This is a genomic window from Achromobacter ruhlandii (genome assembly GCF_002082135.1).
Classification (GTDB): domain Bacteria; phylum Pseudomonadota; class Gammaproteobacteria; order Burkholderiales; family Burkholderiaceae_B; genus Achromobacter; species Achromobacter ruhlandii.
This window is the reverse complement of the sequence record NZ_CP017433.1, coordinates 4,138,684-4,159,161: the sequence shown is the minus strand read 5'-3', so window position 1 is coordinate 4,159,161 and position 20,478 is coordinate 4,138,684. Positions and strand designations below refer to the sequence as shown.

General features: G+C 67.2%; 19 protein-coding genes. 16 read left to right on the top strand and 3 right to left on the bottom strand.

What is annotated here, in order from left to right; genetic code table 11:
- Positions 1–15 precede the first annotated feature (15 nt).
- The 3 genes from parC (at position 16) to AruCF_RS18715 (ending at position 4,363) form a co-directional block, all read left to right on the top strand.
- The gene (gene parC / locus AruCF_RS18725; RefSeq protein ID WP_049075238.1) at positions 16–2,337 is read left to right on the top strand and encodes a DNA topoisomerase IV subunit A; all 2,322 of its coding nucleotides are present in this window, start codon (positions 16–18) and stop codon (positions 2,335–2,337) included.
- A gap of 143 nt (positions 2,338–2,480) precedes the next feature.
- On the top strand, positions 2,481–3,104 hold the full coding sequence (locus AruCF_RS18720; RefSeq protein WP_049075236.1) for a TetR/AcrR family transcriptional regulator: 624 nt from the start codon (positions 2,481–2,483) through the stop codon (positions 3,102–3,104).
- Positions 3,101–4,363 carry a DUF418 domain-containing protein gene (locus AruCF_RS18715; RefSeq protein WP_049077985.1) on the top strand — a complete coding sequence of 421 codons (1,263 nt, stop codon included), beginning with the start codon at positions 3,101–3,103 and terminating at the stop codon, positions 4,361–4,363. Before AruCF_RS18720 ends, AruCF_RS18715 begins: the two co-directional genes overlap by 4 nt.
- 12 nt (positions 4,364–4,375) lie before the next feature.
- On the opposite strand, the gene AruCF_RS18710 is transcribed toward AruCF_RS18715, so the two are convergent.
- Together AruCF_RS18710 and AruCF_RS18705 are read right to left on the bottom strand one after the other, a co-directional pair.
- Complete coding sequence (locus AruCF_RS18710; RefSeq protein WP_049075234.1) at positions 4,376–5,716, bottom strand: aspartate aminotransferase family protein; 1,341 nt, start codon at positions 5,714–5,716, stop codon at positions 4,376–4,378.
- 70 nt (positions 5,717–5,786) lie between these two features.
- Positions 5,787–6,728, bottom strand: a complete 942-nt coding sequence (locus tag AruCF_RS18705) for a MurR/RpiR family transcriptional regulator (protein ID WP_049075232.1) — start codon at positions 6,726–6,728, stop codon at positions 5,787–5,789.
- A gap of 249 nt (positions 6,729–6,977) precedes the next feature.
- Between AruCF_RS18705 and AruCF_RS18700 the strand changes: the two genes are divergently transcribed.
- The 6 genes from AruCF_RS18700 to AruCF_RS18675 all read left to right on the top strand — a co-directional run bounded on the left by AruCF_RS18700 (position 6,978) and on the right by AruCF_RS18675 (position 11,946).
- Positions 6,978–7,526 (top strand): MarR family winged helix-turn-helix transcriptional regulator, encoded by a 549-nt coding sequence (locus AruCF_RS18700; RefSeq protein ID WP_049075229.1) that lies wholly within the window; start codon positions 6,978–6,980, stop codon positions 7,524–7,526.
- A complete protein-coding gene (ectA, locus tag AruCF_RS18695) occupies positions 7,523–8,083 on the top strand; it encodes a diaminobutyrate acetyltransferase (RefSeq protein ID WP_049075228.1) in 561 nt (186 codons plus the stop codon). Before AruCF_RS18700 ends, ectA begins: the two co-directional genes overlap by 4 nt.
- A gap of 120 nt (positions 8,084–8,203) precedes the next feature.
- Entirely contained in the window at positions 8,204–9,511 is a 1,308-nt protein-coding gene (ectB, locus tag AruCF_RS18690; RefSeq protein WP_049075226.1) for a diaminobutyrate--2-oxoglutarate transaminase, read from the top strand.
- Positions 9,508–9,912 (top strand): ectoine synthase, encoded by a 405-nt coding sequence (locus AruCF_RS18685; protein ID WP_006387829.1) that lies wholly within the window; start codon positions 9,508–9,510, stop codon positions 9,910–9,912. Before ectB ends, AruCF_RS18685 begins: the two co-directional genes overlap by 4 nt.
- 15 nt (positions 9,913–9,927) lie before the next feature.
- A complete protein-coding gene (gene thpD, locus AruCF_RS18680; protein ID WP_049075221.1) occupies positions 9,928–10,854 on the top strand; it encodes an ectoine hydroxylase in 927 nt (308 codons plus the stop codon).
- A gap of 219 nt (positions 10,855–11,073) precedes the next feature.
- Positions 11,074–11,946: an MOSC domain-containing protein gene (locus AruCF_RS18675; protein WP_049075219.1), complete on the top strand. Its 873-nt coding sequence runs from the start codon at positions 11,074–11,076 to the stop codon at positions 11,944–11,946.
- 42 nt (positions 11,947–11,988) lie between these two features.
- On the opposite strand, the gene sugE is transcribed toward AruCF_RS18675, so the two are convergent.
- Positions 11,989–12,306, bottom strand: a complete 318-nt coding sequence (gene sugE, locus AruCF_RS18670; protein ID WP_049075218.1) for a quaternary ammonium compound efflux SMR transporter SugE — start codon at positions 12,304–12,306, stop codon at positions 11,989–11,991.
- Between the two features lie 267 nt (positions 12,307–12,573).
- Here sugE and panD point away from each other — a divergent pair, with 267 nt between their 5' ends.
- From panD to AruCF_RS18635, 7 genes are all read left to right on the top strand, one after another.
- The gene (panD, locus tag AruCF_RS18665; RefSeq protein WP_049075216.1) at positions 12,574–12,942 is read left to right on the top strand and encodes an aspartate 1-decarboxylase; all 369 of its coding nucleotides are present in this window, start codon (positions 12,574–12,576) and stop codon (positions 12,940–12,942) included.
- 76 nt (positions 12,943–13,018) lie between these two features.
- Positions 13,019–14,065, top strand: a complete 1,047-nt coding sequence (locus AruCF_RS18660; RefSeq protein WP_049075214.1) for a CDP-6-deoxy-delta-3,4-glucoseen reductase — start codon at positions 13,019–13,021, stop codon at positions 14,063–14,065.
- 195 nt (positions 14,066–14,260) lie between these two features.
- The gene (locus AruCF_RS18655; RefSeq protein ID WP_049075213.1) at positions 14,261–15,517 is read left to right on the top strand and encodes a D-amino acid dehydrogenase; all 1,257 of its coding nucleotides are present in this window, start codon (positions 14,261–14,263) and stop codon (positions 15,515–15,517) included.
- Between the two features lie 4 nt (positions 15,518–15,521).
- Positions 15,522–16,862: an extracellular solute-binding protein gene (locus tag AruCF_RS18650; protein ID WP_049075212.1), complete on the top strand. Its 1,341-nt coding sequence runs from the start codon at positions 15,522–15,524 to the stop codon at positions 16,860–16,862.
- A gap of 211 nt (positions 16,863–17,073) precedes the next feature.
- A complete protein-coding gene (locus tag AruCF_RS18645) occupies positions 17,074–17,514 on the top strand; it encodes a TrbG/VirB9 family P-type conjugative transfer protein (RefSeq protein WP_049075210.1) in 441 nt (146 codons plus the stop codon).
- A gap of 33 nt (positions 17,515–17,547) precedes the next feature.
- A complete protein-coding gene (gene alaS, locus AruCF_RS18640; protein WP_049075208.1) occupies positions 17,548–20,172 on the top strand; it encodes an alanine--tRNA ligase in 2,625 nt (874 codons plus the stop codon).
- Positions 20,159–20,428, top strand: coding sequence for a sulfurtransferase TusA family protein (locus tag AruCF_RS18635; protein ID WP_026383462.1), 270 nt, complete (start codon positions 20,159–20,161; stop codon positions 20,426–20,428). The genes alaS and AruCF_RS18635 overlap by 14 nt, the downstream gene beginning before the upstream one ends.
- The last annotated feature ends 50 nt before the right edge of the window (positions 20,429–20,478 follow it).

Sequence of the window (20,478 nt, the reverse complement as noted above, 5' to 3'; positions counted from 1 at the left end):
CTACCTGAAACCATCATGACCGACAGCAATCAACAAGGTTTGTTCGACGCCGCGCCCGACGAGGGCGGCGATGCCGCCATCACCCTGGCGCGCTACGCCGAACAGGCCTATCTGGACTACGCAGTGTCCGTGGTGCGGGGCCGCGCCCTGCCGGACGTGGGTGACGGGCAGAAGCCCGTGCAGCGCCGCATCCTGTTCGCGATGCAGGCCATGGGACTGGGCGCGGGCGCCAAGCCCGTCAAGTCGGCCCGCGTCGTCGGCGACGTGCTGGGCAAGTACCACCCGCACGGCGACCAGGCCGCCTATGACGCCATGGTGCGCATGGCGCAGGACTTCTCCCTGCGCTATCCGCTCATCGACGGCCAGGGCAACTTCGGTTCGCGCGACGGCGACAACGCCGCCGCCATGCGCTACACCGAAGCGCGCCTGACGCCGATCGCCAAGCTGCTGCTGGACGAACTGGACGAAGGCACGGTCGATTTCGTGCCCAACTACGACGGCAGCCAGCAGGAGCCGCAGATGCTGCCGGCGCGCCTGCCGGTGATGCTGCTGAACGGCGCCTCAGGCATTGCGGTCGGCATGGCCACCGAGATCCCGCCGCACAACCTGCGCGAAGTGGCGCAGGCCTGCGTGGCGCTGATCAAGCAGCCGCAACTGCCGGACGCCGAGCTGTTCGGCATGATCCCCGGCCCGGACTTCGCCGGCGGCGGCCAGATCATCACGCCGGCCGCCGACATCGCGCAGATCTACGCCGGCGGGCGCGGCTCGCTCAAGGTGCGGGCGCGCTGGCAGTTCGAGGAAATGGCGCGCGGCCAGTGGCAATTGGTGGTCACCGAGCTGCCGCCGGGCACCTCGTGCCAGAAGGTGCTCGAAGAGATCGAGGAAATCACCAACCCCAAGGTCAAGAGCGGCAAGAAGAGCCTGACGCCGGAGCAGACGCAGGCCAAGGCCGTCATGCTGAACCTGCTGGACGCAGTGCGCGACGAATCCGGCAAGGACGCCGCCGTGCGCCTCGTGTTTGAACCCAAGACCTCGCGCGTCGACCGCGACGAGTTCGTCAACACGCTGCTGGCGCAGACCAGCATGGAAAGCAGCGCCTCGGTCAACCTGGTCTGCATCGGCACCGACGGTCGCCCGCGCCAGAAGGGCCTGCGCGACATCCTCACCGAATGGCTGGCGTTCCGCACCAACACCGTGATGCGCCGCACCCGCTTCCGCCTGGACAAGGTCATCGACCGTATCCACGTGCTGGAAGGCCGCATGGTGGTCTACCTGAATGTGGACGAGGTGATCCAGACCATCCGCGAATCGGACGAGCCGCGCGCGGCGCTGATGGAGCGCTTCAAGCTGTCCGAGCGCCAGGCCGAGGACATCCTCGAAATGCGCCTGCGTCAGCTGGCGCGGCTTGAAGGCTTCAAGATCGAGCAGGAGCTCGCGGACAAGCGCAAGGAACAGGTTGCGTTGCAGGAACTGCTGGACAATCCCAACGCGCTCAAGCGCCTGCTGGTCAAGGAAATCGAGGCCGACGCCAAGCAGTATGGCGACGATCGCCGCACCCTGATCGAGACCGCCGAACGCGCCGTGCTCGAGACCAAGGTGCTGGACGAGCCGGTTACGGTGATCGTGTCGCAGAAGGGCTGGCTGCGCGCCCGCCTGGGCCACGGCCACGACGCCTCGCAATTCGCCTTCAAGCAGGGCGACGATCTCTACGGCGCCTTCGAATGCCGCACCACCGACACGCTGATCGCCATGGGCGACAACGGCCGCGTCTATTCGGTGCCGGTGTCCGGCCTGCCGTCGGCGCGCGGCGACGGCCAGCCGGTCACCACCATGATCGACCTGGAAAGCGGCACCCGCATCGTCCACACCATCGCGGCGGCGGCCGACAGCCGCTGGTTGCTGGCCACGCGCGGCGGCTACGGCTTTGCCGCCAGGCTGTCGGATATGACCAGCCGCCAGCGCGCCGGCAAGCAGTTCATCACGCTGGAGGCGGGCGACGAACTGTTGCGTCCGGTGCCGCTGTTCGAGGGCGCCACGCAACTGGCCCTGCTGTCGCAGAAGGGCAAGTTCCTGGTGTTCGGGCTGGACGAGGTCAAATCGTTGTCCGGCGGCGGACGCGGCACCATCCTGATGGGGCTGGACGGCGCCGACAAGCTGGATCAGACCGTGCCGATCGGCGCGCTCGGCCTGCGCGCGGCGGGCATCTACCGCAACAAGCACACCGAAGACATCCTGGCGGGCGCGGCGCTGGCGGTGTACGTCGGCAAGCGCGCGCGCAAAGGGCGGGCGCTGGACGTGCGGCCCAAGCAGCCGCTGCTGTCGCCGGTATTGGGCTGATCGCGGTCCGGTTGGCGATGTCTCTCAACGGCGGACCCCGCAGGGTCCGCCGTTTTGTTTCCGGAACCGCGACTTGACGTTGTCCGGGAGCCCGATATTTAATAGATAGATCAATCAGTCTATTAATTGATCTCTGACGCAGCATGCGCAAAATCGACCCCGCCCGGCAGCAGGAGCGGCGCCGCCAGATCCTGGCCGCCGCCGCCGAGTGTTTCGCCGAAAACGGCTTCCATGCCACCTCGACCGCGCAGATCTGCGCGCGCGCGGGGATGAGTCCCGGCAACCTGTTCCATTACTACGCCAGCAAGGCCGAGATCATCGAGGCGCTGATCGCGTCCGACACCGACGCGTTGCGCGCACGCCGCCTGGCCGGCGCCGTCGCGGGCGATGCGCGCGCCGCGTTGATCGGCTGGATCGACGAGAACCTCGCGCAGTACCGCGATCCGGGTTTCGCGCGGTTGGGTATGGAGATCCTGGCCGAGGCAGTGCGCAACCCCCGTGTGCACACGTTGGTCATGGCCAACGAAGACGAGCGCAAGGCATCGCTGGCGGCGCTGCTGGCGGCGGTATGGCAGGACGCGCCGCCGGACGCCATGCCGCGCCCCGTGTCCGAAATGACCGACCTGCTGTTGCTGCTGCTGGACGGCATCTACAGCCGGTCGGTGGTGGACCCGCGGTTCGACGCGGCGGCCGGCGGGCGGCTGCTCGAGGCGGCATTGCAGGGTTGCCTGCCGCCGACGCCCGACACGGCGGGCGGGCGGTCATGACCGTCCCCCTGAACGCTCCTGTCAGCGCTGTTGCGGGCGCCGCCACGGCGGCCCCGCCGCGCCTTGCCCACGTCGACGCGCTGCGCGGCTTCGCGCTGTTCGGCATCCTGGTCGTCAACATTGGCGTGTTCGCCTCGCCGTTCTATGCCAACGGCATTACCGACCCCGCCTTCTCGCGGCCGTGGGACCTAGCGATGCGATGGCTGGTGGCATGGTTGTTCGAGACCAAGTTCTACCTGCTGTTTTCGTTCCTGTTCGGCTATAGCTTCACCTTGCAGATGAGCGCGGCCGAGCGTGGCGGCGCCGCCTTCGGGCCGCGCTTCCTGCGGCGCCTGCTCGGTCTGGCGTTGCTGGGACTGGCGCACGCCGTGCTGTTCTACCAGGGCGATATCCTGCTGACCTACGCGGCGTTGGGCGTGGTGCTGATGGCGTGCCGCCGCATGGATCCGGGGCGCGCCTTGCGCCGCGCGCTGTGGCTGATCGGGTTGGTGTCGCTGGCCTGGACGCTGCTGGGCGCGTTGAGCCTGCTCGATCCCGCCGGCACCGTCGAATTGAGCCGCGCCGCCAATGGGGTTGCGGTGGCCGATTCGCAGGCCGCCATCGAGGCCTATCGCGGCACCATCGGCAGCACTGTGGCCCGCCATTGGCATGAGCTGACCACCAGCATCTGGGGCGTCATCCTGCTGGTGCAGGGGCCTTTTGTCTTCGCCATGTTCCTGGTCGGCTACGCGCTGGGCCGGCGCCAGGCGCTGGCCGATCCGTGGCGCCAGCCGCGCGCGTTGTGGCTGTTGTGCGCGCTGGGGGCGTTGCCCGGGTTGGCCGGGTCCGCCGCCTATGCGACCACCGCCTTGCCGTCGATGTCCCCGTTGTGGGAAACCCCGGGCCTGGCCATGGACCTGTTCACGGCGCCGCTGTTGAGCATGTCGTACGCCGCGGCGCTGCTGCTGGCGATGCGCACGCGGCCGGGCGCCGCGCTGGCGCGTACGCTGGCGCCGGCCGGCCGCATGGCGCTGAGCAACTACCTGATGCAATCGGTGGTGTGCGCGTTCCTCTTCACTGGCTGGGGCCTGCGCCTGACGGGCAGCGTGTCGCCGGGCGCGGGCCTGGCGATCGCCGTGGGGATCTTCCTGGCGCAGCTGCCGCTGTCGGCGTGGTGGCTGCGCCGCCACGCCTACGGCCCGGTCGAATGGCTGCTGCGCGCGCTGACCGTCGGCGCCTGGCCCGCGTGGCGCCGCCAGCCGACGCCGCCGGCCGGCTAGGCCGCCTGCGGTTCAGCGGCCGCTGTCGGCAATGGCGGCGTCGATAGCGCCGGCCAGGCGTTCGGTCAGTTGGTCCAGCTCGTCGTCCGTGATGATGAAGGGCGGGGCCAGCAGCACGTGGTCGCCCTGGCGGCCGTCGATGGTGCCGCCCATCGGATAGACCATCAGGCCGCGCGCCATGGCTTCGCGCTTGATGCGCGCATGCAGCGACAGGGCCGGGTCGAAGGTCGCTTTGCTGGTCCGGTCCCGCACCAGTTCCACGCCCATGAACAGCCCGCGGCCGCGGATATCGCCGACGTGCGGATGGTCGCCCAGCGCCTGCCGCAGGCGCTGGCGCAGTCCCTCGCCCTGGGCGCGCACGCGCGCCAGCAGGTTGTCGCGCTTGATCACCTGCTGCACCGCCAGCGAGGCCGCGCATGCGGTGGCGTGGCCCAGGTAGGTGTGGCCGTGCTGGAAGAAGCCGCTGCCCTGCTGCATCGCCTGCACGATGCGTTCCTGCGCCATGACCGCGCCGATCGGCTGGTAGCCGCCGCCCAGGCCTTTGGCGATGGTGATCAGGTCGGGCGTGATGCCTTCCTGCTCGACGGCGTACAAGGTGCCGGTGCGGCCCATGCCGCACATGACCTCGTCGGCGATCAGCAGCACGCCGTGGCGATCGCAGACCTCGCGCATGCGGCGGAAGTAGCCCGGCACGGCGGTCACCGCGCCCGAGGTCGCGCCCACCACCGGCTCGGCAACAAAGGCCATCACGCTGTCGGGGCCGAGGCGCTGAAAGGTCTGCTCCAGCTCCTGCGCCAGCCGTTCGGCGTATTGATCATCGGTTTCGCCAGCCGCCTGGTCGCGGTAGGCATAGCATGGCGACACGTGCGCCACGTCGATCAGCAGCGGCGCGAACTGCGCCCGGCGCCAGGCGTTGCCGCCCACCGCCAGCGCGCCCAGGGTGTTGCCGTGGTAGCTCTGGCGCCGCGCCACGATGTGGCGGCGCTGCGGCTGGCCGATCTCGACGTAGTATTGGCGCGCCATCTTCAACGCGGCCTCGATCGCCTCCGAGCCGCCCGAGACGAAGTACGCATGCGAGGTGCCGGCCGGCGCGTCGGCCACCAGGGTGGCGGCCAACTGCTCGGCGACCTCGGTGGTGAAGAAGCTGGTGTGGGCATAGGCCAGCGCATCGATCTGCGCGTGCATCGCGGCCTGCACGTCGGGGTGGTTGTGCCCCAGGCACGAGACCGCGGCGCCTCCCGAACCGTCCAGATAGGCGCGGCCCTCCTGGTCATAGAGCCAGGCGCCCTGGCCGCGGACCGCGACCGGGGGCGTGCTGCGCAGGGAACGATGAAGGACTCGGGTGTGGGTCATGATGAGAAACTCCGAAGCGGGAAGGGCGGGTGACGGATGGCGAAAAGGTGGGAAGCGGCGCGCGGCGGGGTCATTCCGGAGCCGGCGCCGCGCCGCGCCCGCGCGTCGGCTCGCGCCAATAGGCGCCGTCGGCTCGCAGCCGCGCCTCGATCTCGTCCAGGCGTTGCAGCACCGCTTCGCCGCCGCGGGCCGCGAGCCGCGCGATCAGGTGTTCGGCCAGGCCCAGCAGACCCGCGGTGCTGTGGAAGAAGGACGCGGGATCCCGCGCCTCGCCGTCATCCGGCCCGGTGTCGGCGGGACGGGTGAAGCGCAACACATGGCGGGCGGCCCGCGCCACCGGGCTGGTGTCGCTGTCGGTCAGCGCCAGCACGGCGACGCCGCGGGCGGCGATCTCGCGGGTCAGGCGCACCGTCGCGGTCGGATAAGGGGCCTGCGATATCACCACGAGGGCGTCGCCGGCCTGCAGGCTGTCGGCATCCTCGGCCGCCGCGCCGCCCAAACCATCGATCAGGATGCCGTTGCGGCGCAGCAGGTGGTAGGCATAGCGCATCTGGAAGGCGACGCCGAAGGCCGAGCGCGTCCCCAGGAAGCCGACCTGGCGCGCCCGCAGCAGGGTATCGACGGCGGCGTCGAACGCCATCGCGTCGTTGGCTTGCCAGACCGAGGCCAGGGCCGCCGTCTGCCATTGCGTCAGCGCATCCTGCCCCGTGCCGCCGGCCGGGTGGGCGTGCGCGGCCTGCAGACGCGCCGCGCGCTCGCGCAAGCCGTTGTCGGCGGCGCCGGCCAAAGCGCGTTGGAAGGGCGCGCGGAAGGCCTCGTAGCTGTCATGCCCGGCAGCGCGCGCCAGGCGCAGCATGGTGGCGGGGGAGACGCCCACTGCCTGCGCCTGCCGGCGCATCGACCACAGTCCCACTTCGGCAGGATTGGCCAGCACCCAATGCGCCGCGCGCTGTAATTCGGCGGGCAGGGTGGCGCTGAGGCGGCGCAGGCGGTCTTGCAGGGGCGCGATCATGGCGGAATAAGCGAAAGCAATAAAACAAATGCTACCGCTGTCTGGATAAAAATAAAACAGATGTTTTATTTGCGAAATGTAGAACGATTCCGGCAAATCGTAACGACCGCCGTTCCCGGGAACGCCCCCGGCGACTTGACGACGGAATGCGCGGAAATGATTACAAAATGAGGGTCGATCCGGTTTGACACAGGGATAGGTCACCCATATCATTCGTATAGAAATCAATTTAGCTGAACTAATTCAGTCATGAATAAACAGACCGTAACCGACCCCGCGCAGCAATATGACCTGCGCATCCTGCGGGCGCTGCGCCGGATCACACGATCCATCGCGTTGCATTCGCGCCAGCTGTCCGCGGTGAGCCATATCACCGCGCCGCAGCTGATGTGCCTGCGCACGGTCATTGCCAATGGGCCGATGACGGCCACGGCGATCAGCCGCGAGATCCACGTCAGCCCCAGCACGGTCGTCGGCATTCTCGACCGCCTGGAAGACAAGGGCCTGATCCGCCGCGAACGCGGCCGTGAAGACCGCCGCATTGTTTTCGTGACTGCCACCGACGCCGGCCGCGAGGTCGCGCAGCAGGCGCCGTCGCCGCTGCAAAAGCACCTGGCCGACGCGCTCAACGCGTTGCCGGAGCTGGAGCAGGCCACCATCACCCTGTCGCTCGAGCGCATCGTCGCGCTCATGGAAGAAGAGAGCGGGGTGGCGACGGAACCCCAGGGCGACGCGTCGTCGCCCATCCTCGAGGTGCCCACCGGTGGCGCGCCTCCCGAATCAGGATTGGTTGTATGAGAGCAAACGAACTGCACGACCCTACGAACTCAAGTGCCGTGGCGCCGGCGGCGGGCAGCAAAACGCATCTGTTGCGTGAGCCCCGCCGCAAGGACGGCGCCGCGATCCACCAGCTCATTTCCGAGTGCCCGCCACTCGACCTCAATTCCCTATACGCGTACCTGCTCCTGTGCGAGCACAACCGCGGCACCTGCGTCCTGGCCGAAAGCGCCGGAGGACGCATCGATGGATTTATCTCCGCTTACGTGCTTGCCGACCGGCCCGACGTGTTGTTCGTCTGGCAGGTCGCCGTGCACACCCGCGCACGCGGCCAACGGTTAGGCCGCGCCATGCTTCGGGCGCTCTTGCAACGCGAGGGGCTCGCGCATGTTCGTCATCTTGAAACCACGGTGGCGCCTGACAACCAGGCCTCGCGCCGCACCTTCGCCGGCCTGGCCGGCGAACTGGGCGCCCACGTCTCCGAGCAGCCGTTCTTCGACCGGCAACTGTTCGGCGGCGCGGACCATGACGACGAGATGTTGTTGAGGATAGGCCCGTTCACCTTGCCCGCTCCCTAGGCGGCAACGCGGACCTGTCGAAAACCGGGATGGCTTTGACGCATCCGGATGCGCCTGGCGCGCATGCGGACGGGATCTGGCCGTCTGTCAACTTATGAGATGAAAGGGAGGAATAATCACATGGACTTGAAAATCTTCGACCGGATGGAGTCGGAAGTACGGGGCTATATCCGGTCTTTTCCCGTGATCTTCAGCCAGGCCAGGGGATCGACGCTGGTGGATGAGGACGGTGGCGAGTACATCGACTTCTTCAGCGGCGCCGGCACGTTGAACTACGGCCACAACAATCCCATCTTCAAGGAAAAGCTGCTCGAGTACGTGCAGGCGGACGGCGTGGTGCATGGCCTGGACATGGCCACCAGCGCCAAGAAAAGCTTCCTCGAGGCGGTCGACCGCGTGCTGCTCAAGCCGCGCAACTGGCAATACACCCTGCAGTTCACCGGCCCCACCGGCACCAATGCGGTCGAGGCGGCGCTCAAGATCGCGCGCCAGGTGAAGGGGCGTCCCAATGTGATTTCCTTCACGCACGGCTTTCACGGCGTCAGCGGCGGCTCGCTGGCGGTGACCGCGAACATGAAGTTCCGCGATGCCTCCGGCTACCCGCTGGGCAACACCACGTTCATGCCCTATGACGGCTACTTCGGCCCGGACGTGGACACCATGGCCTACCTGGAGCGCATGCTGGAAGATCCCAGCAGCGGCATGGACAAGCCCGCCGCCGTCATCGTCGAGACGGTGCAGGGCGAGGGCGGCGTCAACGTCGCCACGCTGCGCTGGCTCAAGGAACTGGACAAGCTCTGCAAGCGCCACGACATGCTGCTGATCGTGGACGACATCCAGGTCGGCTGCGGCCGCACCGGCACCTTCTTCAGCTTCGAGGCCGCCGGCATCCGCCCCGACATCATCACGTTGTCCAAGTCGCTGTCGGGCTTTGGCCTGCCGATGTCGCTGGTGCTGATGAAGCCCGAGCTGGACGTCTGGAAGCCCGGCGCCCATAGCGGCACTTTCCGCGGCAACAACCTGGCCTTCGTCACCGCCACCCAGGCGCTGGAAACCTACTGGACCAACACCGCGTTCACCGCCGAGATCCAGCGCAAGGAGCGCCTGGTGCGCGACTGGCTGGAAAACCTGGTGCACAGCTATCCCAACGCCGGCCTGTCGGTGCGTGGCCGCGGCCTGATCCAGGGCCTGGTCAGCAATGCCACCCCGGCGCTGTCCAACCGCATCGCCGCCAACGCCTTCAAGCGCGGCGTGGTCATCGAGACCTCGGGCGCGCATGACGAAGTGCTCAAGCTGCTGCCGGCGCTGACCATCGAGGAAGACCTGCTGTCCAAGGGCCTGGAAGTGATCGAGGCCAGCGTGGCCGACGCGCTGGCCGAAGAGGGGCAGTCCGCCCGCATCCTGAAATTTGGAGGAAAACGTCAATGATCGTACGCAATGTCAAAGATGTGATCGGCACCGCCGACGAAGTCCGCACCGATACCTGGGTCAGCCGCCGCGTGCTGCTCAAGAAGGACGGCATGGGCTTCTCCTTCCACGAAACCACCATCTTCCCGGGCGGGCGCACCCACATTCACTACAAGAATCACCTGGAAGCGGTGTGGTGCATCGAGGGCGACGGCTCCATCGAGACGATTGCCGACGGCAAGAAGTATGAACTCGGCCCGGGCGTGGTCTACGCGCTGAACGAGCATGACGAGCACTGGCTGTGCGGCGGCAAGGAGCCGCTGCGCGTCATCTGCGTCTTCAACCCGCCGCTGACCGGCCAGGAAGTGCACGATAAAGAGGGCGTCTACGCCCTGCCTGAAGCCGAAGCCCAAGCGGCCTGATACAAGGAGGTTCGCATGATCTCACCTGCGCAGGATCCGTACGCCTCCCGTACGGATCGCAGTTCCGCCATCATTTCCCGCCAGGATCCGGTGGTCTATGGAGAAGGCAAGTACGCCAACGCCCTGAGCGGCGAGCAGATCGGCAGCTACGAGCGCGATGGCTTCCTGCTGTTGGAAGACCTGTTCTCCGAAGCCGAAGTGCGGGCGCTGTCGGCCGAGGTCGAGCGCATGACGCGCGACCCCTCGATCATCCGCCGCGAAGAGTCGATCACCGAGCCCGGCAGCAACGCCGTGCGCTCGATTTTCATGGTGCACGTGCTGAACCCCGTGCTGGCGCGCCTGGTGCGCGATCCGCGGCTGGTCAACGTGGCGCGCCAGATCCTGGGTTCCGAGGTCTACATCCACCAGTCCCGCGCCAACATGAAGCCCGGCTTCAAGGGCAAGGAGTTCTACTGGCACTCGGACTTCGAGACCTGGCACGTGGAAGACGGCATGCCGTCGATGCGCGCGCTCAGTTGCTCGGTGCTGCTGACCGAGAACAATGATTGCAACGGCCCGCTGATGCTGGTGCCGGGCTCGCATCGGCAGTTCATCTCGTGCGTCGGCGAAACCCCCAACGACCACTACAAGCAGTCGCTCAAGAAGCAGGAGTACGGCGTGCCGGATCCGGTCAGCCTGCAGTTGCTGGTCGAGCAGGGCGGCATCCGCACGATGACGGCCAAGGCCGGCTCGGTGGTGTTCTTCGACTGCAACACCATGCACGGCTCCAACAGCAACATCTCGCCGTGGCCGCGCGCCAACGTGTTCATGGTCTACAACAGCATGGAAAACACGCTGGAGCCGCCCAAGTACGGCCTGACCCCGCGTCCCGAGCACATCGCCACCCGCAAGGCGTTCAAGGCGGTCACGCCGCTCGATACCTTGAAGCTGGTCGGCAGCTAGCGCGGCATGTTGTCCGCGGCGGATGCTTGCCGGCGCTGGTCGGGGCGTGGCCTGGCCGGCCGCGCGTGGGGGCGACCCATGCCGTTCCCGCTGCGCGCTTTCCCGTGAGGGAAAGAACGCCCGCGCCGCTTGCATGCGCCGCAGCCCAGGCCGTTCGGCCTGGGCTTTTTTTCGTCGTTCCGCTATGCTCTGCCGTCTTTCCCTGCCGGAAGTCGCATCATGTCCGCCCGCATCCTCAGCCTGCATATCTACCCGGTCAAATCCTGTGCCGGTATCGACCTGTCCGAGTCGCCCGTGGACCGCGCCGGGTTGGCCCACGACCGTCGCTGGATGCTGGTCGGGGCGGACGGCCATTTCCTGACGCAGCGCCAGTGGGCGGCCATGGCCTTGATCCGCACGGCGCTCACGGCCGACACGCTGCGGCTTTCGGCGCCCGGCATGCCCGACCTGGACGTGCCGCTGGACGGCTCGGCGCTGCAGCCCGGGGTCGAAAGCGTGGGCGTCTGGAAGGACACGCTCGACGCGCGCCGCGAAAGCGAGGCCGCGGCGCAGTGGTGTTCGGATTTCCTCAAGACGCCTTGCCGCCTGTACAAGGTCGACAGCGGCGCGACGCGGCCCGCCAAACCGGAATGGGTGGATAAGTGGGCCGAAAGCCATCCAGACCTGGCGCAGACGTTCGGGGGGGATCACTTCTTCGGCTTCGCCGATGGCTTCCCGTTGCTGGTGGCGAACCAGGCGTCGCTCGATGACCTGAACGCACGCCTGCAGGCCAAGGGCGTGGCCCCGGTGCCGATGGATCGGTTCCGTCCCAATATCGTGGTGCAGGGCGAGTGGGAGGCCTTCGAGGAAGACCATACCGCCATGATCACCACGGGCGCGGTCAGCATGGCATTGGTCAAGCCGTGCACGCGCTGCTCGATTCCCGACATCGACCAGCGCACCGCCGTGCAGCACGACGAGCCGGGCCGCACACTGGCGGGTTATCGCAACCTGGAGATCGGGGTGGTGTTTGGCCAGAATGCGATTGTCGACGCCCCGGCAGGCGCGCGCCTGAAAGTGGGCGACGCGGTCGAGATCGAATTGGATTTCTAGCGCGTCGCGTCGCGTCCCGGCGCGAGGCCGGGTCTTGCGCGATCAGGCCGACGTCAGCTTCAGGCCGATCAGGCCCAGCACAATCAGCGCGACGCTGGCGATGCGCAACCAGCTGATGGATTCACCGAACAGGATGATGCCGGCCACGAAGGCGCCGATGGTGCCGATGCCGACCCACACCGCGTAGGCGGTGCCCAGCGGCAGCGTCTTCATCGCCACGGCCAGCAGCCAGAAACTGATGAGCATGCCGCCAACGGTGACGAGCGACGGCGTCAGGCGGGTGAAGCCATGGGTGTATTTGAGGCCGACGGCCCAGACGATTTCGAACAGGCCAGCGAGGATGAGGATGATCCAGGTCATGACGACTCCTACTTGAGAGGGGTCGTCCCCGGATTGATGCGTTGCCGGCAATGGCCAATGCCGTCGTTGCCGATGGCAAATGCCGCCATGTGCGGGCGGGCGCAGCAACGGGCCGTCCCGTCGCGGCAAAAATTATAGAATACCGGCTTCCGACGGCAAAACCGGGTGCCGTTCGGTGCATGCCCGCGGATTCGCAACCGTCGCGGGTGTTTTCGCATTCATCGCATCACTTCGCGTTCCGGCACGCGAAACCAGGATATTTCCATCATGCAACGCATCATGTTGCGGGCAAAGCTGCACCGCGTCAGGGTCACCGAAGCCGACCTTCACTATGAAGGCTCTTGCGGCATCGACGAAGACCTGCTGGACGCCGCCGGCATGCGCGAGTTCGAGCGCATCGAGCTCTACAACATCAACAATGGCGAGCGCTTTGACACCTACATCATCAAGGCGGCCCGCGGCAGCGGCATCATCTCGCTCAACGGCGCGGCCGCGCGTCGCGCCCAGGTCGGCGACCTGATGATCATCTGCACCTACGGGCCGATGTCCGAAGAAGAATCCGCCACCCACAAGCCGCAGGTCGTGCTGGTGGACGACGCCAACCGCGTCAAGGAAATCCGCAAGTTCCCGGCCTGAGGCCGGGCCGGGCGGCGCCGCGTGGGGTGTGTACCATGGGCGCCGTCAACCCTGATCCCCCCTGATACGTTTCATCATGAGCTTCCAGGTCATCATCCAACCCAGCAAGCATCAATTCCCGGTCGAGCCCGGCCAGACCGTGCTCGACGGCGCCCTGGCCGCGGGCATCGTGCTGCCCTACAGCTGCCGCAACGGCGCCTGCTCCACCTGCAAGGGCAAAGTGGTGTCCGGGGAATTCGACGCCGGCCAGTACCCCGCGCAGATCCTGTCGCCCGAGGAACTGGCCGATGGCTACACCCTGTTCTGTCAGGCCCGGCCCGCCTCCGACCTGGTGGTCGAGTCGACCGAAGTGCGCCTGGCCAGCGACATCCAGATCCGCAAGCTGCCTTCGCGCGTGCAGACCATGGAGCGCGCGGCGCCGGACGTGACCGTGCTCAAGCTGCAATTGCCGGCCTCGGAGCAGTTCCGTTACTACGCCGGCCAGTACATCGAGGTCATCCTCAAGGACGGCCGTCGCCGCAGCTATTCCATGGCCGGCGCGCCGCACACCGGCAGCCCGCTGGAACTGCACATCCGCCACCTGCCGGGCGGGGTCTTCACCGACCACGTGTTCGGCGCCGGCGACACGCAGATGAAAGAGCGCGAGATCCTGCGCCTGGAAGGCCCGTTCGGTTCGTTCTTCCTGCGCGAAGACAGCGACAAGCCGATCATCCTGCTGGCCAGCGGCACCGGTTTCGCGCCGGTCAAGGCCATCGTCGAACACATGATCCACAAGAACATCCGCCGTCCGGTGTCGCTGTACTGGGGCGGCCGCCGCCCGCGCGACCTCTACATGGACGAACTGGCGCAGTCGTGGGCCCGCGACCTGCCGGATTTCCGCTACGTGCCGGTGGTGTCCAATGCGCTCGAAGAAGACGGCTGGAGCGGCCGCGACGGCTTCGTGCACGAGGCCGTGCTGCAGGACATCCCCGACATGTCCGGTCACCAGGTCTACGCCTGCGGCGCGCCGCCGATGGTCGACGCCGCGCGGCGCGAATTCAGCGCCCAGTGCGGCCTGCCGCCCGAGGAGTTTTACGCGGACGCCTTTACTTCCGAGGCCGATCTGGCCAAAGCCGCGACCTGATTGAAATCCGCTCGCCGCCCATAGCGAAGGGGAGGGATCCGGCACGGGCGGGTTCCTCCCCTTTTTTTGATGAGGGCGGGCGTAGGCGAGGGCGGGGCGCCGGGGTAAACTGCGGTGTCATCTTGGCAGCGGCTTGCCGCGGGGGGCGGACATCGTGTCCGCGGGCCCGGCGGATACGCAGGGAGCAATGCGGGCATGAAAGTAGCGGTATTGGGTAGCGGCATCATCGGAATCTCCAGCGCCTGGTGGTTGAGCCAGGCCGGCCACGACGTCGTGGTCATCGACCGCTGCACCGGACCCGCCCAGGAGACCAGCCTCGCCAACGGCGCGCAGATTTCGGTTTCCTATGCGGAGCCCTGGGCCAATCCGCAGGCTCCCCTGAAGCTGCTCAAGTGGATGTTCCAGGACAACGCGCCGCTGCTGTTCCGTCCGCAGCTGGACTGGCGCCAGTGGATGTGGGGCCTGGCCTTCCTGCGTGAATGCCTGCCCGGCCGCCTGGCGCCGAACATCCGCGCCATGGTCCGCATGGCCGAATACAGCCGCGCCACGCTGCGCGGCATGCGCGCCGAACTCGGCATCGAGTACGATCACCTCGAGCGCGGCATCCTGAATTTCTACCGCGACCAGCACGAATTCGAGAACTCGCAGCGCGCCGCCGGCCTGATGCGCGATTTCGGCGTCGAGCGCCGCGTCGTCTCGACCGACGAGGTCATCGCCATCGAACCGGCCCTGGCGCCGCATCGCAACACCATCGTCGGGGGCGACTACACCCCCGAGGACGAAAGCGGCGACGTGCATCTGTTCACCGTCGCGCTGGCCGAGCGCTGCGCGCGCGCCGGGGTCGAATTCCGCTACAGTACCCGCGTCACCCGGCTCATCACCCAGGCCGGCGCCGTCAGCGGCGTCGAACTGATCGAGCCCGACGGCCGCTACGGCGCCCTGGCGGCCGACGCCTACGTGGTGGCCATGGGCAGCTTCAGCCCGTCGCTGCTGCGCCCGCTCGGCATCCCGTGCAATGTCTACCCGGCCAAGGGCTACTCGGCGACCTTCCCGGTCCTGAAACCCGACGGCGCGCCCACGGTCAGCCTGACCGACAGCAGCCACAAGGTGGTGTTCTCCCGCCTGGGCGACCGCCTGCGCATGGCCGGCACGGCCGAGCTGTCCGGCTATTCGCGCGGCCTGAACACCGGCCGCTGCGAAGCCATGACGCGGCTGGCCCGCGAACTCTTTCCCGACGCGCTCGATTTCGAGCGTGTCAGCTATTGGTCGGGCCTGCGCCCGTCCACTCCCTCGAACGTGCCCATCATCGGCCGCAGTCACATCCCGAATTTGTATATCAATACCGGACACGGTACTCTCGGCTGGACGATGGGCGTTGGCTCGGGCCGGGCACTGGCCGACCTGCTGAGCGGACGTCGTCCAGAACCGGAATTCCCTTTTCTTGGTCTATGAACCTATGAAGAAATTGCAATTGGCGGGCATTGCCCGCGCGATGTTCGCCAGCCGGCGCACATGGGTCTTTGGCGCCGCCATGGCGGTCGCGGGCGCGGTCCATGCCGCTCCCGTGGAAATCCAGGTCTGGCACACGCTGCCGGACGCCAACAAGGCTGAGTTCGAAAAGCTCGCCAAGCAGTACAACAAGGAGCAGGACCAGGTCAAAGTGACCCTGCGCGCCTTCCCGACGCAGGCGCAACTGCAACAGGAGGCCGCCGCCGCGGTCAAGGCCAAGAAGGCCCCCAACCTGGTGCAACTGAACGACAATCACTCGCCGGAAGTCGTGGCCGAACACAAGGCCATCCTGCCGATGTACGAATTGCTGGCCAAGTATCCGATCAAGGACCTGAACTGGTTCGTGCCGGCCACCAGCAGCTTCATCCGCGACGGCAAGGGCCGCCTGCTGGCCTTCCCGTGGATGGCCGAAGTGCCGGTGATGTTCTACAACACCGCCGCCTACAAGAAGGCCGGCCTCGACCCCAACAAGCCCGCCCGCACCTGGACCGACCTGCAGGCCGAGTTGCTGAAGCTGCGTGACGTGGCTGACCTCGACTGTCCCTACGCCTCCAGCGACCAGGTTTCGATTCACCTGGAAAACCTGGCGCCGGTGAACAACCAGCAATACACCAGCAACAACAACGGCCTGGATGCGGTCACCAAGAAGAGCGCGGCGCCGGCGATGCAGTTCGACACGCTCTACATGCGTCACATTTCGCTGATGGTCAGCTGGAAGCGTTCGCTGCTGTTCATGGCGCACACCGCCGACAACAGCGCCGACAAGCTGTTCGCCAAGGGCGAATGCGCGGTGCTGACCGGCAACTCGGGTTCGTTCGGCCAGTTCCTGAACACCAAGTCGCTGTCGTTCGGCGTGGCGCCGCTGCCTTACTACGACCAGGTCACCCAGAACGGCGGCCAGCCGTTCGTGAGCGGCTCGGCCCTGTGGGCGCTCGAAGGCCGTCCCAAGGATGAGGAAAAGGCCACGGCGCAGTTCCTGGCCTGGCTGTCCAAGCCCGTCATCGCGGCGGAATGGCACCAGCGCACTGGCTACCTGCCGCTGACCGAAGCCGCGTTCCGCGCCTCGGATGTGTCGTTCTACAAGAGCATCCCCGGCGCGCAAGCCGTGGTGGCCTCGATGAGCGCTCGCCCGGTCGCCAACAGCCGCGGTTTCCGCATGGCCAACTACGACCGCATCGAGCCGGTGTTCAACCAGCAGCTCAACGACGCGCTGGAAGGCAAGACGCCGCCGGTGTCGGCGCTGAACAACGCCGCCAACCAGGCGCGTTCCATCGCCACGCAGCGTTAAGACAGTCCGTCGGCGGCGCCCGCGCGCCGCCTGGCAGCCGTCCGCAAGCCCGGTTTCCGAACCGGGCTTTTTTTCGGGCCACGCCCATGCCATCGGACGGGATATATCGGTCCATGCGTACATGCCGGTCTGTCGTTGCCGCCGGCTTGGGCTCACCATGCCTGGCGTGATGCGATCCGCTCCCGGGTCGCCGTTTCAGGCAGGGTGGAGCATGTTCAGAATCCTTTTTTTCGCCGGCGCGCTGTCGAGCCTGGCCGCTTGCGCGTGGTCGCCCGCCGGGACTCCGATGGCGCGGCCGGGCTGGCGGGCATCGGCCATCGCCGCGCCCGGGTTCCACTTCGATTGGCTGCTGTCCGGCGATCCCGCCGTGGCGCCGATGCAGGTGTTCGACGACGGCCGCGAGACCTGGCTGCAGTTCGCGCCCGGCCAGGCGCTGCCCGCCATCCTGGGCGTGGCGGCCGACGGCGAGCGCGTCCTGCCCCTTGCGCACCGCGATCCGTACGTGGTGGTGGCGGGGCGCTGGCAGGCCTTGGTTTTCCGTGGCGGCAGGCTGGCGGCCCAGGCGCGCCGGGCCTCGCCAGGGGACGGTTCGGACGAGGCGGGACGCGCTGGGGTGGCCCCCAGGGTGCAAGCGGGCGACAACCCTCTATAATCAATGATTCGCCTAAATCCTGCTTCATCCACGATGAAATCCTCCGAGATTCGCCAGCAGTTCCTGCAATTCTTCAAGTCCAAGGGACACACCATCGTTCCTTCGTCGTCGCTCGTGCCGGGCAACGATCCGACCCTGCTTTTCACCAATTCGGGCATGGTCCAGTTCAAGGACGTTTTCACGGGCAAGGAATCGCGGTCGTACACGCGTGCCACGTCGTCGCAGCGCAGCGTGCGCGCCGGCGGCAAGCACAACGACCTGGAGAACGTGGGCTACACCGCCCGCCACCACACGTTCTTCGAAATGCTGGGCAATTTCAGCTTCGGCGACTACTTCAAGCGCGACGCCATCCAGTACGCCTGGGAACTGCTGACGCAGGTCTACAAGCTGCCGGCCGAGAAGCTCTGGGTCACCGTCTACCAGGAAGACGACGAGGCCTATGACATCTGGGCCAAGGAAGTCGGCGTGCCGGCCGAGCGCATCATCCGCATCGGCGACAACAAGGGCGCGCGCTACGCGTCGGACAACTTCTGGCAGATGGCCGACACCGGTCCCTGCGGCCCGTGCTCGGAAATCTTCTACGACCACGGCCCCGAGATCTGGGGCGGCCCCCCGGGATCGCCCGAGGAAGACGGCGACCGCTACATCGAGATCTGGAACCTGGTGTTCATGCAGTTCGAGCGCGACGCCGCCGGCAACATGCCGCGCCTGCCGCGTCCCTGTGTCGATACCGGCATGGGCCTGGAGCGCATCGCGGCCGTGCTGCAGCACGTCCACTCCAACTACGAGATCGACCTGTTCCAGAACCTGATCGCCGCCGCCGCGCGCGAAACCGGCGTCAAGGACCTTGCGAACAATTCGCTCAAGGTCATCGCCGACCACATCCGCGCCTGCTCGTTCCTGATCGTCGACGGCGTCATCCCTAGCAACGAAGGCCGTGGCTACGTGCTGCGCCGCATCGTCCGCCGCGCGCTGCGCCACGGCTACAAGCTGGGCCAGACCAAGCCGTTCTTCCACCGCCTGGTGCCCGACCTGGTCGCCGAGATGGGCGAAGCCTATCCCGAGCTGGCCGCCACCGCCGAGCGCGTGGCCCAGGTGCTCAAGCAGGAAGAAGAGCGCTTCGGCGAAACGCTGGAACACGGCATGCGCATCCTTGACGGCGCGCTGGCCAACGTGCCCAAGGGCGGCCAGCTGGATGGCACCACGCTGTTCACGCTGTACGACACCTACGGCTTCCCGGTAGACCTGACCGCCGACATCTGCCGCGAACGCGAAGTCGACGTCGACATGGCCGGCTTCGAGGTCGCCATGGAACGCCAGCGCGATCAGGCGCGCGCCGCCGGCAAGTTCAAGATGGCCGAAGGCCTGAGCTACGAAGGCGCGGAAACGCGTTTCGAAGGCTACGAAAAGCTCGAACTCGACAACGTCAAGGTCACGGCCCTGTACGTCGACGGCACCCAGGTGCAGCAGGTGCAGGCCGGCCAGAGCGCCGTGGTGGTGCTGGATGCCACCCCGTTCTACGCCGAGTCCGGCGGCCAGGTCGGTGACACCGGCCTGCTCGAAGCGGTCGGCGTGCGTTTCGCCGTGGGCGACACGCTCAAGATCCAGTCCGGCGTGTTCGGCCATCACGGTACGCTGGAAGAGGGCAAGCTGGCGGTGGGCGACACCGTGCTGGCGCGCGTGGACGCGGTGCGCCGCGCCCGCACCGTGCGCAACCACTCGGCCACCCATTTGATGCACAAGGCCCTGCGCCAGGTGCTGGGCGCGCATGTGCAGCAGCGCGGCTCGCTGGTCGACCCCGACAAGACCCGTTTCGACTTCGCGCAGGACGCGCCCCTGACGGCCGAGCAGATCGCCCGTGTCGAGGCCATCGTCAACGCCGAGATCCTCGCCAACCAGCCCACCGTTGCCCAGGTCATGGCCTACGACGACGCCGTCAAGGGCGGCGCCATGGCGCTGTTCGGCGAAAAATACGGCGACACCGTGCGCGTGCTCGACATCGGTTTCTCGCGCGAACTGTGCGGCGGCACCCACGTCAGCCGCACCGGCGACATCGGCCTGTTCAAGATCGTGTCCGAAGGCGGCGTGGCTGCCGGCGTGCGCCGTATCGAGGCCATCACGGGCGACAACGCCCTGGCCTGGGTGCAGAACCAGAGCGCCTTGCTGGCCCAGGTGGCCGGCATGCTGCGCAGCACGCCGGCCGACCTGCCGGCCCGCATCGCGCAGGTGCAGGACCAGGTCAAGCAGCTCGAGAAAGACCTGGAACAATCGCGCAGCAAGCTCGCCGCCAGCGCCGGCAATGACCTGGCCAGCTCCGCGGCCGTCGAGGTCAAGGGCATCAAGCTGCTGGCCGCCAGCATCGGCGACGTCGATCCCAAGGCCCTGCGCGGCATGGTCGACAACCTGAAGGACCGCCTCAAGCCCGCCGTGGTGCTGCTGGCCACCGGCTCGGCCGACGGCAAGATCAGCGTCGTCGGCGGCGTCACGGCCGACCTGACCAACCGCATCAAGGCCGGCGACCTGGTGGGCTTCGTCGCCAGCCAGGTGGGCGGCAAGGGCGGCGGCCGTCCGGACATGGCCATGGGTGGCGGCACCGATCTGGCGGCGCTGCCCGCCGCGATCGCCAGCGTGCAGAAGTGGGTCGATGAGCGCCTCTGACATGGACAACGCGTCCGGCGCGCCGGCGCCGTCGTTCGACCAGGAAGTGGATGCCAGCGGCCTGACCTGCCCCTTGCCCATCCTGCGCGCCAAGAAAGCCCTGGCGCAGATGGAAAGCGGGCAGGTGCTGCGCGTCGTCACCACCGACCGCAACGCCATTCGTGACTTCCAGGCCTTCTCGCGCCAGACCGGCAACGTGCTGGTCGCGCAACACGAGGCCGATGGCCGCGGCGTGCATTTCCTGCGTCGCCGCTGATCCGGCGTTCCATGACAAAGGCCAGCCTTTACGGGCTGGCCTTTTTGTTT